This is a genomic window from Pseudomonas sp. MPB03 (genome assembly GCF_046605385.1).
Classification (GTDB): domain Bacteria; phylum Pseudomonadota; class Gammaproteobacteria; order Pseudomonadales; family Pseudomonadaceae; genus Aquipseudomonas; species Aquipseudomonas zanjanensis.
The window spans coordinates 70106-82487 of sequence record NZ_CP176770.1; the positions used below are offsets into that span (position 1 = coordinate 70106).

At 62.3% G+C, this 12382-nt stretch carries 11 protein-coding genes; 10 read left to right on the top strand and 1 reads right to left on the bottom strand.

The genetic code is table 11. From position 1 onward, the window contains the following. The first annotated feature begins 49 nt into the window (after positions 1–49). The 10 genes from tssB (at position 50) to ACLH0I_RS00355 (ending at position 11894) form a co-directional block, all read left to right on the top strand. Complete coding sequence (tssB, locus tag ACLH0I_RS00310) at positions 50–556, top strand: type VI secretion system contractile sheath small subunit (RefSeq protein ID WP_003177230.1); 507 nt, start codon at positions 50–52, stop codon at positions 554–556. A gap of 2 nt (positions 557–558) precedes the next feature. Then, positions 559–2055: a type VI secretion system contractile sheath large subunit gene (tssC, locus tag ACLH0I_RS00315; RefSeq protein ID WP_122567584.1), complete on the top strand. Its 1497-nt coding sequence runs from the start codon at positions 559–561 to the stop codon at positions 2053–2055. A 223-nt stretch (positions 2056–2278) separates the two neighbouring features. Continuing rightward, positions 2279–2767 carry an Hcp family type VI secretion system effector gene (locus tag ACLH0I_RS00320; RefSeq protein ID WP_250962946.1) on the top strand — a complete coding sequence of 163 codons (489 nt, stop codon included), beginning with the start codon at positions 2279–2281 and terminating at the stop codon, positions 2765–2767. 81 nt (positions 2768–2848) lie between these two features. After that, the gene (locus ACLH0I_RS00325) at positions 2849–3298 is read left to right on the top strand and encodes a type VI secretion system amidase effector protein Tae4 (RefSeq protein WP_207966139.1); all 450 of its coding nucleotides are present in this window, start codon (positions 2849–2851) and stop codon (positions 3296–3298) included. Beyond that, entirely contained in the window at positions 3298–3735 is a 438-nt protein-coding gene (locus tag ACLH0I_RS00330; protein WP_250962945.1) for a hypothetical protein, read from the top strand. Before ACLH0I_RS00325 ends, ACLH0I_RS00330 begins: the two co-directional genes overlap by 1 nt. Next, a complete protein-coding gene (gene tssE / locus ACLH0I_RS00335; RefSeq protein ID WP_039593609.1) occupies positions 3729–4241 on the top strand; it encodes a type VI secretion system baseplate subunit TssE in 513 nt (170 codons plus the stop codon). The genes ACLH0I_RS00330 and tssE overlap by 7 nt, the downstream gene beginning before the upstream one ends. Next, positions 4238–6097 carry a type VI secretion system baseplate subunit TssF gene (gene tssF, locus ACLH0I_RS00340; protein WP_250962943.1) on the top strand — a complete coding sequence of 620 codons (1860 nt, stop codon included), beginning with the start codon at positions 4238–4240 and terminating at the stop codon, positions 6095–6097. The genes tssE and tssF overlap by 4 nt, the downstream gene beginning before the upstream one ends. Further along, positions 6061–7110 carry a type VI secretion system baseplate subunit TssG gene (tssG, locus tag ACLH0I_RS00345; protein ID WP_198796199.1) on the top strand — a complete coding sequence of 350 codons (1050 nt, stop codon included), beginning with the start codon at positions 6061–6063 and terminating at the stop codon, positions 7108–7110. Before tssF ends, tssG begins: the two co-directional genes overlap by 37 nt. Further along, complete coding sequence (gene tssH / locus ACLH0I_RS00350) at positions 7103–9793, top strand: type VI secretion system ATPase TssH (protein WP_186729959.1); 2691 nt, start codon at positions 7103–7105, stop codon at positions 9791–9793. The genes tssG and tssH overlap by 8 nt, the downstream gene beginning before the upstream one ends. A 160-nt stretch (positions 9794–9953) precedes the next feature. Beyond that, positions 9954–11894: a type VI secretion system tip protein VgrG gene (locus ACLH0I_RS00355; RefSeq protein ID WP_411385970.1), complete on the top strand. Its 1941-nt coding sequence runs from the start codon at positions 9954–9956 to the stop codon at positions 11892–11894. A 206-nt stretch (positions 11895–12100) separates the two neighbouring features. Here the strand turns inward: ACLH0I_RS00355 and ACLH0I_RS00360 are convergent, their stop codons facing one another. Beyond that, positions 12101–12364: a hypothetical protein gene (locus ACLH0I_RS00360; protein WP_186710278.1), complete on the bottom strand. Its 264-nt coding sequence runs from the start codon at positions 12362–12364 to the stop codon at positions 12101–12103. Positions 12365–12382 lie beyond the last annotated feature (18 nt).

Consider the following 12382-nt stretch of genomic DNA (forward strand, 5'->3'; position numbering starts at 1 on the left):
CACCCCCGATGACGCCAACACCGTCGCTCAAGCGACCAGGAGCAGCAACGTGGCGAAGCAAAGTTCTCAGAAATTCATCGCGCGCAACCGCGCGCCTCGAGTGCAGATCGAGTACGACGTCGAGCTCTACGGCGCCGAGAAAAAGGTCCAGTTGCCCTTCGTCATGGGCGTCATGGCCGACCTCGCCGGCAAGCCCGCCGAGCCTCTGGCACCGGTGGCCGACCGCAAGTTCCTCGAGATCGACGTCGACAACTTCGACTCGCGCCTCAAGGCCATGCAGCCGCGCGTGGCGTTCCATGTGCCTAACGAACTGACCGGCGAAGGCAACCTGAGCCTGGACCTGACGTTCGAAAGCATGGACGACTTCAGCCCGGCGGCCGTCGCCCGCAAGGTCGACTCGCTGAACAAGCTGCTCGAAGCGCGCACCCAATTGGCCAACCTGCTGACCTACATGGACGGCAAGACCGGTGCCGAAGAAATCATCATGAAGGCGATCAAGGACCCAGCGCTGTTGCAGGCCCTGGCGAGCGCGCCGAAGCCAGCACAGGACCAATGATCATGACTGACAATACCGCCCGCGAAGGCGTGCAGAACCTGGGCGCCACCCAAGAAACCAGCGAGTTTGCGTCCCTGCTGCTGCAAGAATTCAAGCCCAAGACCGAGCGTGCCCGCGAAGCCGTTGAAACGGCCGTGCGCACCCTGGCCGAGCAGGCCCTGGCGCAGACCGACCTGGTGTCCAACGACGCCATCAAGTCGATCGAATCGATCATCGCCGCCATCGACGCCAAGCTCACCGCCCAGGTCAACCAGGTCATCCATCACCCGGACTTCCAGCAACTGGAAAGCGCCTGGCGTGGCCTGCACTACCTGGTCAACAACACCGAGACCGATGAGCAGCTCAAGATCCGCGTGCTCAACATCTCCAAGACCGACCTGCACAAGACCCTGAAGAAATTCAAGGGCACCGCGTGGGACCAGAGCCCGCTCTTCAAGAAGATGTACGAAGAAGAATACGGCCAGTTCGGCGGCGAACCTTACGGCTGCCTGGTGGGTGACTACTACTTCGACCAGTCGCCACCAGACGTGGAACTGCTGGGCGAACTGTCGAAAGTCTGCGCGGCCATGCACTCCCCATTCATCGCTGCGGCTTCGCCGACCGTGATGGGCATGGGCTCGTGGCAGGAACTGTCGAACCCGCGCGACCTGACCAAGATCTTCACCACTCCGGAATACGCCGGCTGGCGCTCGCTGCGTGAATCGGAAGACTCGCGCTACATCGGCCTGACCATGCCGCGCTTCCTGGCGCGCCTGCCGTACGGCGCCAAGACCGACCCGGTGGAAGCCTTCGCCTTCGAAGAAAACACCGACGGCGCCGACAGCTCCAAGTACACCTGGGCCAACGCCGCCTACGCGATGGCCGTGAACATCAACCGTTCGTTCAAACACTTCGGCTGGTGCTCGCGCATCCGTGGCGTGGAGTCCGGCGGCGAAGTGGAAAACCTGCCAGCCCACACCTTCCCGACCGACGACGGTGGCGTGGACATGAAGTGCCCGACCGAAATCGCCATCTCGGACCGCCGTGAAGCGGAACTGGCGAAGAACGGTTTCATGCCGCTGCTGCACAAGAAAAACACCGACTTCGCGGCCTTCATCGGCGCCCAGTCGCTGCAGAAACCGGCCGAATATGACGACCCGGACGCCACCGCCAACGCCAACCTGGCCGCGCGCCTGCCGTACCTGTTCGCCACCTGCCGTTTCGCCCATTACCTCAAGTGCATCGTGCGCGACAAGATCGGTTCCTTCAAAGAGAAGGACGAGATGCAGCGCTGGTTGCAGGACTGGATCCTCAACTACGTCGACGGTGACCCGGCGCACTCCACCGAGACCACCAAGGCCCAGCATCCACTGGCTGCTGCTGAAGTGATCGTCGAAGAAGTCGAAGGCAACCCGGGGTACTACAACTCCAAGTTCTACCTGCGCCCGCACTACCAGCTCGAAGGGCTGACCGTGTCGCTGCGCCTGGTATCGAAACTGCCTTCGGCCAAGGGCGCGTAAAGCTTTACTGAGCGGTACAAGGGCCAATGTGGGAGCGAGCTTGCTCGCGATGGCGGTGGATCAGTTGTCATGAGCATGCCTGACACTCCGCTATCGCGAGCAAGCTCGCTCCCACAGGGGATCTTCAGTGGATTGGAGATCGCCTGCGTAACGTTCAACAGCAGTAATTTCGCAAGGTCAGCGTCAACCAAACAATGTGGTAAAGACCACACAGGGAGAAAACATGGCTGTTGATATTTTCATCAAGATTGGCGACATCAAGGGCGAGTCCATGGACAAGGCCCACAAGGACGAGATCGATGTCCTGAACTGGAGCTGGGGCATGTCCCAGTCCGGCAACATGCACGTGGGCAGCGGCGGCGGTGCGGGCAAGGTCAACGTCCAGGACCTGTCCCTGACCAAGTTCGTCGACAAGGCGTCGCCGAACCTGATGATGCACTGCGCCAGCGGCAAGCACATCGACAAGGTCAAGCTGACCGTGCGCAAGGCCGGCGGTGAAAGCCAGGTCGAGTACATGATCATCAACCTGGAAGAAGTGCTGGTCACGTCCCTGAGCACTGGCGGCTCGGGCAGCGATGATCGCCTGACCGAAAACGTCACCCTGAACTTCGCCAAGGTGCTGGTGGACTACCAGCCACAGAAAGCCGACGGCACCAAGGAAGGCGGTCCGGTCAAGTTCGGCTGGAACATCCGTCAGAACATCAAGGTGTAATCGAACACGCCCCCGGTGCCACGCGCCGGGGGTATTTGGTGCTTGCTCGAATCCAACCCTTTCCCACGTGGTATCTGAGTCATGGCCAAGCCTTCGTTTGTCAATTTGTGGAACAGCTATCCGCCCTACCCGTCCGCCACTCCGGCTTGTGACGGTCCCTATATCAACCAGTGCGCTATTCGTATGAGCATCGCCTTGTGTGGGGAAAAGACCTTACCGGTCAATACTTCGACTTATACGCTGGATCCCAAATGCGCCCATGGACATGCCCGAGGCGCGGAGTCATTGGCCAACTGGCTATGGAAGAAGAACCGCCTCGGCGCGCCGAAGGTCTACACCACCAGCGTGGCAGATCGCACAACGCTGATGGGCAAGACTGGAATCATCTTCTTCAAAGACTGCTACCAACAGAACAGCGACACTGCCGGCCGACCTACGGGTGATCACATCGACCTGTGGAACCGTGGCCTGACCAAGAGCGGTGATCTGTTCTCAAGATCCAAGGCCATCTGGTTCTGGGAGCTTTCGTGATGCGCAGCCCTTTGTTTCTTGCGGCGCTGGCGGCAAGCCTCGTCAGTCTAAGCGCGTGCGCCGGGCAGGAAACAGCCACTGCGCCAGCCCCAATTCAAGCGGTCTTCGTCGGGCATCCAGTAAGCCTGACTGACGTTCAAGGTCGCTGCACGCTCGTTAAACCTGACCAAAGCCACCAGACGCTCGATATGGAATGGCCTTGCCAGTTCAGCCTGGGTCCGGACAAGCAACTGCGTGTGGAGACGTTCAACCAAGTGCCGATTTTCTTGGTCGAACGCAGCGAACACATGCCCGCTCCCAGCCGCGATTGCTTGACCAAAATTCAAGCAGTACGCCTGATCAAGGAAACACTGGAAGTCTCGGATGTGAGTCAGTTCGCCTCCTGCGGCCCTGGCCAATGGGATCAAAAAATGTATACGGCGCTCTTTCGGTGGTAACCGAAATTGCCACCCGCGATCGCCTGCAACCGTCCCTGCTGGACCGGTTGACCGACGACGATCCGACCAACCCCAAGGAAAGCGCCGACAAGCGCGTGCTCTCCCTGACCCAATTGAAAGCCTCGGTGTTGCGTGACCTGGCGTGGCTGCTCAACACCACGTCATTGCTCGACGCCGATGCCACGCTGCACACCCCGGCGGGCACTTCGGTGGTGAATTTCGGGTTGCCGGCGCTGGCCGGCAACAGCGCGTCGAACGTCGATGTCTCGGCCCTGGAAACCTTGATCCACCAGGCCATTGCCACCTTCGAACCGCGCATCCTGCGCCACACCCTGCGGGTGCGGGCCCGGGCGACGGCCGAGATGAACCACAACGCGCTGAGTTTCGAGATCGAAGGCGACCTCTGGGCCCAGCCGGTGCCGCTGCGGCTGATGCTGCAAACTGATCTGGACCTGGAAACCGGCCATGTGCGCGTGGTCAACGCAGACCAGCGGAGACGCCCATGAACCCGCGCCTGTTGGAGCTGTACAACCAGGAACTGCACCATGTGCGCGAAAGCGCGGCGGAGTTCGCGAAGGAATACCCCAAGATCGCCAGTCGGCTGACCTTGGCCGGCATGGACTGCGCCGACCCGTATGTCGAGCGCCTGCTCGAAGGCTTCGCCTACCTGACGGCCCGGGTTCAGCTCAAGCTCGATGCCGAGTACCCGACCTTCACCCACAACCTGCTGGAAATCGCCTACCCGCATTACTTGGCGCCGACGCCGTCGATGACCGTGGTGCAAATGCAGGCCGACCCGGACGAAGGCTCGCTGAGCAGTGGTTTCCCGCTGCCCCGCGACACCGTCCTGCGCGCCGCCCTGGGTCGCGAAACCCAGACCTGCTGCGAGTACCGCACCGCCCACGCGGTGACGTTGTGGCCGTTGCAGGTCAGCCAGGCCGAATACTTCGGCAACCCGTCCGCCGTGCTCGGGCGCCTGGCCGCCAGTGAGCCGAAAGCCAAGGCCGGCCTGCGCCTGACCCTGCGCACCGGCGCCGAACTGCCGTTCAACAGCCTGGCCCTGGACAACCTGCCGCTGTACTTGAGCGGCGCCGATGAGCAGCCTTTCCGCCTCTACGAACAACTGCTGGGCAATGCCTGCGCGGTGTTCGCCCGCAAGCCCGGCGGCGACTGGGTGGAGCGGCTGCCCCAGGATGCGTTGCGCTCGCGTGGTTTCGACGACGCCGATGCCGCGTTGCCGGTGGTGTCGCGGGCCTTCCAGGGCTATCGCCTGTTGCAGGAATACTTCGCCCTGCCCCACCGCTTCCTGTTTGTCGACTTCACTCAGTTGGGCCGTGCGGTCAAGCGCTGCGACGGCCAGGAACTGGAGCTGATCGTGTTGTTCGACCGTCACGATCCGAGCCTGGAAGGCAGCGTGGGTGCTTCGCAGTTCCTACCGTTCTGCACCCCGGCCATCAACCTGTTTCCCAAGCGCCTGGATCGCATCCACCTGTCGGAACGGGTCAACGAACACCACGTGATCGCCGACCGCACCCGGCCGATGGATTTCGAAGTGCATTCCCTGAGTGGCCTCACTGGCCACGGCACCGGGCCGGAGCAACCGTTCCTGCCGTTCTACGCCGTGCGCGATCCGTCCCGTTATGGCCGCGACCTGGCCTACTACACCGTGCGGCGCGAACCGCGCGTGCTGTCCAGCGACCAACGACGCAACGGCCCGCGCTCGACCTACATCGGCAGCGAAACCTTCGTCAGCCTGGTGGACAGCCAGCAAGCGCCCTACCGCCACGACCTGCGCCAACTCGGCGTGACCGCGCTGTGCACCAACCGCGACCTGCCGCTGTTCATGAGCGTGGGCAACGGCAAGACCGATTTCACCCTGGCCGACAGTGCCCCGGTGGGCGCCGTGCGCTGCGTGGCCGGACCCAGTCGACCCCGGGCCAGCCATGCCCACGATGCCAAGGCCTGGCGGTTGATCAGCCAGTTGTCGCTGAACTACTTGTCGTTGAGCGAACAAGGCCAAGGCGCCGCCGCCCTGCGCGAACTGCTGCGCCTGTACGGCGACAGCAACGACGCGGCCTTGCAATTGCAGATCGAAGGCCTGCGGGAAGTCAGCAGCAAGGCCTGCACCCGGCGCTTGCCGATGCCCGGCCCGATCGTGTTCGGTCGAGGCCTGGAGATCACCCTGGAATTTGATGAAAACGCGTTTCGCGGCACCGGGGTGTTCCTGCTCGGTGCGGTGTTCGAGCGCTTCCTGGCACGCTACGTGTCGATCAACAGTTTTACCGAGACGGTGATCCGTACCACCGAACGCGGCGAGATCATGCGATGGAAAGCCAAGCCCGGACGTCGTCCGACCCTGTGAGTACCCTGGAGGCGATGCACCAGGAACCCTGGGAATACGACTTCTTCCAGGCGTTGCGGCGCATCGAGTGCGAATCCCCCGAGCTGCCGCGCCTGGGCCATTCCCTGCGCCTGGCCGATGACCCGTTGCGCCTCGGGCAACAGGCCGACTGCACCTTCGCCCCGGCCACCCTCGCCTCGGTGCAACCGGGCGGCGACGGTACGCCGGCGCGCCTGGAGCAATTCTTTTTTGGCCTCGGCGGCCCCAACGGCCCGATGCCGTTGCACATCACCGAATACGTGCGCGAGCGCCAGCGCAACAATGGCGACAGCACCAGCAAGCGCTTTCTCGATGTGTTCCACCATCGCCTGCTCAGCCTGTTCTACCGGGCCTGGGCCGAAGCGCGGCCGACGGTCAGCCATGACCGTCCGGACGATGACTATTGGTCGGCGCGCCTGGCGGCACTCAGCGGCCGGGGCATGCCGAGCCTGCTCAACCAGGGGCTGATTCCCGACACGGCGAAGCTGCATTACAGCGGCCACCTGTCGGCGCAGACCCGCTACCCGGACGGTTTGAAGGCGATCCTCAGCGAGTACTTCGGCCTGCCGGTGGAGATCGAAGAATACGTCGGCCAATGGCTGGAACTGCCCGAGCGCAGCCGCGTCGGTGTCAACGCGCAATTAGGCGTGGACTTCTGCCTGGGCCGCTTCGTGTGGGATCGCCAGCACAAATTCCGCATTCGCCTGGGGCCACTCAAGCTCGTTGACTACATGGGCATGCTGCCCGGCAGCCAACCGTTCAACGAGCTGGTGGCCTGGGTTGCCGAATACCTGGGCCACGAGTTGGACTGGGACCTGAACCTGGTCCTGGAACAGCCCGAAGTGCCCGCACTACAACTCAATGGCCGTTTCCGCCTGGGCTTCAACACCTGGCTGGGACGTCCTGAAAAAGATGCCAACGATTTAATACTGGCCCGGCATTACGCCGAACAGGCCAACACCTCACAGACCTCAAGGAGCCATGAGCATGGGTGAAATCAGTCGCGCCGCGTTGTTCGGCAAACTCAACAGCGTGGCCTACAAAGCCATCGAAGCCGCCACCGTGTTCTGCAAGTTGCGCGGTAACCCTTATGTGGAACTGGCCCACTGGTTTCACCAGTTGCTGCAACTGCAGGACTCGGACCTGCACCGCATCATCCGCCAGTTCAACATCGAGCCGGCGCGCCTGGCCCGTGACCTGACCGAGGCATTGGATCGTTTGCCACGGGGTTCGACGTCGATCACCGACTTGTCCTCCCACGTGGAAGAAGCCGTGGAACGCGGCTGGGTCTATGGCAGCCTGATGTTCGGCGAAAGCCAGGTGCGCACCGGTTACCTGGTGCTGGGCATCCTCAAGACACCAAGCCTGCGCCACGCGCTGCTTGGCCTGTCGTCGGAGTTCGACAAGGTCAAGGTCGAAGCCCTGAGCGAACGCTTTGACGAATACGTCGGCGACTCGCCGGAAAACGCCCTGACCGCCAGCGACGGTTTCAATGCCGGCGCCGTGCCGGGCGAAGCCAGCGGCGCCATGGCCCCTGCCGCCATGGGCAAGCAGGAAGCCCTCAAGCGCTTCACCGTCGACCTCACCGAGCAGGCCCGCAGCGGCAAGCTCGACCCGATCGTCGGCCGTGACGAAGAGATCCGCCAACTGGTGGACATCCTCATGCGCCGCCGGCAGAACAACCCGATCCTCACCGGCGAAGCCGGCGTGGGCAAGACCGCTGTGGTCGAAGGCTTCGCCCTGCGCATCGTCGCCGGCGACGTGCCACCGGCCCTCAAGGACGTGGAATTGCGCAGCCTCGACGTGGGCCTGTTGCAGGCCGGCGCGAGCATGAAAGGCGAATTCGAACAGCGCCTGCGCCAGGTCATCGAAGACGTCCAGGCCTCGCCCAAGCCGATCATCCTGTTCATCGACGAAGCCCACACCCTGGTGGGTGCCGGTGGCGCCGCCGGCACGGGCGATGCGGCCAACCTGCTCAAACCGGCGTTGGCCCGCGGCACCTTGCGCACCGTGGCCGCCACAACCTGGGCCGAGTACAAGAAGCACATCGAAAAAGACCCGGCCCTGACCCGCCGTTTCCAAGTAGTGCAAGTGGCCGAGCCGTCGGAAGACAAGGCCCTGCTGATGATGCGCGGCGTGGCCTCGACCATGGAAAAACACCACCAGGTGCAGATCCTCGACGAAGCCCTGGAAGCCTCGGTCAAGCTGTCCCACCGCTACATTCCCGCGCGCCAGTTGCCGGACAAATCCGTGAGCCTGCTGGACACCGCCTGCGCCCGCGTCGCCATCAGCCTGCACGCCGTGCCGGCCGAAGTGGACGACAGCCGGCGGCGCATCGAAGCGCTGGAAACCGAGCTGCAAATCATCGCCCGTGAGCACGCGATTGGCGTGGTCATCGGCACCCGCCAGACCCACAGCGAAAGCCTGCTGAGCGCCGAGCGCGAGCGCCTGGCCGAGCTGGAAAGCCGCTGGGCCGAAGAGAAAACCCTGGTGGACGAACTGCTGGAAACCCGCGCGACCCTGCGCGAACGCGTCGGCGTGGTGGACAGCGAAGACAACAGCGAAGCTTCTGACAACGAAAGCCACCAACTGCGCGAGAAACTGGTGGACCTGCAACAGCGCCTGACCGCCCTGCAAGGCGAAACCCCGTTGATCCTGCCGACCGTGGATTACCAGGCCGTGGCCTCGGTGGTCGCCGACTGGACCGGTATCCCCGTGGGCCGCATGGCCCGCAACGAACTGGAAACCGTGCTCAACCTCGACCAGCACCTGAAAAAACGCATCATCGGCCAGGACCATGCCTTGCAGATGATCGCCAAGCGCATCCAGACCTCCCGCGCCGGCCTCGACAACCCGAGCAAGCCGATTGGCGTGTTCATGCTTGCCGGCACCTCCGGCGTGGGCAAGACCGAAACCGCCCTGGCCCTGGCCGAAGCCATGTACGGCGGTGAGCAGAACGTCATCACCATCAACATGAGCGAGTTCCAGGAAGCCCACACCGTGTCCACCCTCAAGGGCGCGCCACCGGGCTACATCGGCTACGGCGAAGGCGGTGTGCTGACCGAAGCCGTGCGGCGCAAACCGTACAGCGTGGTGCTGCTGGACGAGGTGGAAAAAGCCCACCCGGACGTGCATGAGATCTTCTTCCAGGTGTTCGACAAAGGCGTGATGGAGGACGGCGAAGGCCGGGTGATCGACTTCAAGAACACCTTGATCCTGCTGACCACCAACGCCGGCACCGAGTTGATCGCCCAGGTCTGCAAGGACCCGCAGAACGTGCCCGAGCCGGAAGAGATCGCCAAGGCGTTGCGCCAGCCGCTGCTGGAGATTTTCCCGCCGGCCTTGCTCGGCCGCCTGGTGACGATCCCGTACTACCCGCTCAGCGATGAGATGCTCAAGGCCATCACCCGCCTGCAACTCAACCGCATCAAGAAGCGCGTGGAAAGCACCCACAAAGTCGCCTTCGACTACGACGATGCGGTGATTGATTTGATCGTCTCGCGTTGCACCGAAACCGAAAGCGGCGGGCGCATGATCGACACCATCCTGACCAACAGCCTGCTGCCGGACATGAGCCGCGAGTTCCTGACCCGCATGCTCGAAGGCAAGGCCCTGGCCGGCGTGCGGATCAGTGCCGTGGACAACGAACTGAAGTACGATTTCAGCGACGCGGCCTGACCCGAAGTAACACCGCATAACCCTGTGGGAGCGAGCTTGCTCGCGATAGCGCAGTCACATTCAACATCCATGTTGACTGACATACCGTTATCGCGAGCAAGCTCGCTCCCACAGTGGGTATTGGGTTCCTTCAGTTACTACCATTTGCACGGAACATTCGATGTTATTTAACCAAGCCACCCGCCTGGCCAAGATCACCAGCCCCCTCGGGCCCGAGGTTCTGCTGCTCAAGGACATGGGCGGCGGTGAAGAGCTGGGGCGGCTGTTCAACTACGAGTTGCAGTTGCATTCGCTGGACAACGCCATCGACCTCAACCAATTGCTCGGCAAGCCCATGTGCGTGAGCCTGCAGCTTGATGGCGGTGGCGAGCGCTACTTCCATGGCATCGTCGCCCGTTGCAGCCAGAACGTCGACCAGGGCCAGTTCGCCAGCTACCAGGCCACCTTGCGCCCGTGGCTGTGGCTGCTGACCCGCACCTCCGATTGCCGGATCTTCCAGAACCTGACCATCCCGCAGATTATCAAGCAGGTGTTCCGCGACCTGGGCTTTTCGGATTTCGAAGATGCCTTGAGCCGGCCTTATCGCGAGTGGGAATACTGCGTCCAGTACCGCGAGACCAGTTTTGATTTCGTCAGCCGTTTGATGGAACAGGAAGGCATTTACTACTTCTTCCGCCATGAGCAGGGCCGTCATGTACTGGTGATGGCCGACGCTTATGGCGCCCACGCCCCTGCACCCGGCTACGCATCGGTGCCCTACTACCCGAAGAATGAGCAGCAGCGCGAGCGCGATCATATTCATGATTGGCACCTGGCCCAGGAAGTCCAACCGGGTTCGTTGGAGCTCAACGACTACGACTTCCAGCGCCCGAGTGCACACATTGATGTGCGTGCGGCCATGCCGCGCCCGCACACCGCCGGCGATTATCCTCTGTACGACTACCCGGGCACCTACGTGCAAAGCGCCGACGGCGAACACTACGCCCGCACCCGCATCGAGGCCTTGCAGACCCTGCACGAGCAAGTCGAGTTGTCGGGCAACGCCCGGGGCCTGGGTTCGGGGCATTTGTTCAGCCTCACCGGCTTCAGCCGCCAGGACCAGAACCGCGAATACCTGATCGTCGGCGCTCGCTACTACCTCTCCCAGGAAAGCGGCGAGACCGGTGGCGGCGCGCCTTCAGCACAATTCGAAAGCAGCCTGACCTGCATCAATGCCCAGCAAAGCTATCGCCCCTTGGCGATTACCCATCGCCCAATCGTCAAGGGCCCGCAGACTGCGTTGGTGGTCGGGCCCAAGGGCGAGGAAATCTGGACCGATCAGTTCGGCCGGGTGAAGGTGCATTTCTATTGGGACCGTCACGACCAATCCAATGAAAACAGCTCGTGCTGGATTCGGGTGTCGCAGGCATGGGCCGGCAAGAATTGGGGCTCGGTGCAGATACCGCGCATTGGTCAGGAAGTGATCGTGAGCTTCCTTGAAGGCGACCCCGACCGGCCCATCGTCACCGGTCGCGTGTACAACGCCGAACAAACCGTGCCCTATGCGCTGCCCGCCAATGCCACCCAGAGCGGCACCAAGAGCCGTTCGAGCAAGGGCGGCACGCCGGCGAATTTCAACGAAATCCGCATGGAAGACAAGAAAGGCGCCGAGCAGTTGTACATCCATGCCGAGCGCAACCAGGACATCGTGGTCGAGGTAGATGAGAGCCATTCGGTAGGCCACGACCGCAATAAAAGCATCGGCCACAACGAAACCGTACGCATTGGCCAAGACCGACTGCGGGCCGTGCAGCGCAACGATGCCTTGGTCGTCGGCGGCACCAAGAGCGATAGCATCAGCACCCAATATCTCGTGGAAGCGGGCTCGCAGATTCGACTGGTGTGTGGCAAAAGCGTGCTGGAGTTCAATGCCAGTGGCGAGATCAACATCTCGGGCACCGCCTTCAACATCTACGCCAGTGGCAATGGCAACATCGACACCGGCGGCCGTTTGGACTTGAACTCCGGAGGCGCCAGCGAAGTGGATGCCAAGGGCAAGGGCATCAAGGGCGTTATCGATGCGGCAGTAAAAGCGTTGTTCCCAGCAAGGGCCAAACACTGAGGCTCATCGCCGGAGCAACCCTGGCTGCAACGCTGCTCATTTAAGTAAACGATGATCCCGTGGCGAGGGAGCTTGCTCCCGCTTGAGTGCGAAGCGCTCACCAAAGGGGCTGCTACGCAGCCCAGCGGGAGCAAGCTCCCTCGCCACGGGGTCTATCTACAGCCTCAACGTGAACAGCAGTGCCGCCTCACAGGCCCTTTCGACGATCAGATGGCCGTGCCGCGATTCGTTCCCGGCGCGACAATCAACAGCTCATCCAGCTCACGCTTTTTGCAGCGGGCCACAAACGGCAGCGCGGCGTCCGGGTCACGCTTGAACAGCTCGAAGGTCGCCTGATTGATTTCGTAGTATTCCTCGTAGTCGGCCATGCCATTGCTGACCGGTATGGACACGTAGAACCGACCCGAATCTTGTTCGATACCCACGGAAAACATGTGCTCGCGACTGACCAGAACATCTTGAAATTTCATAACTTGCCTACCTCTACC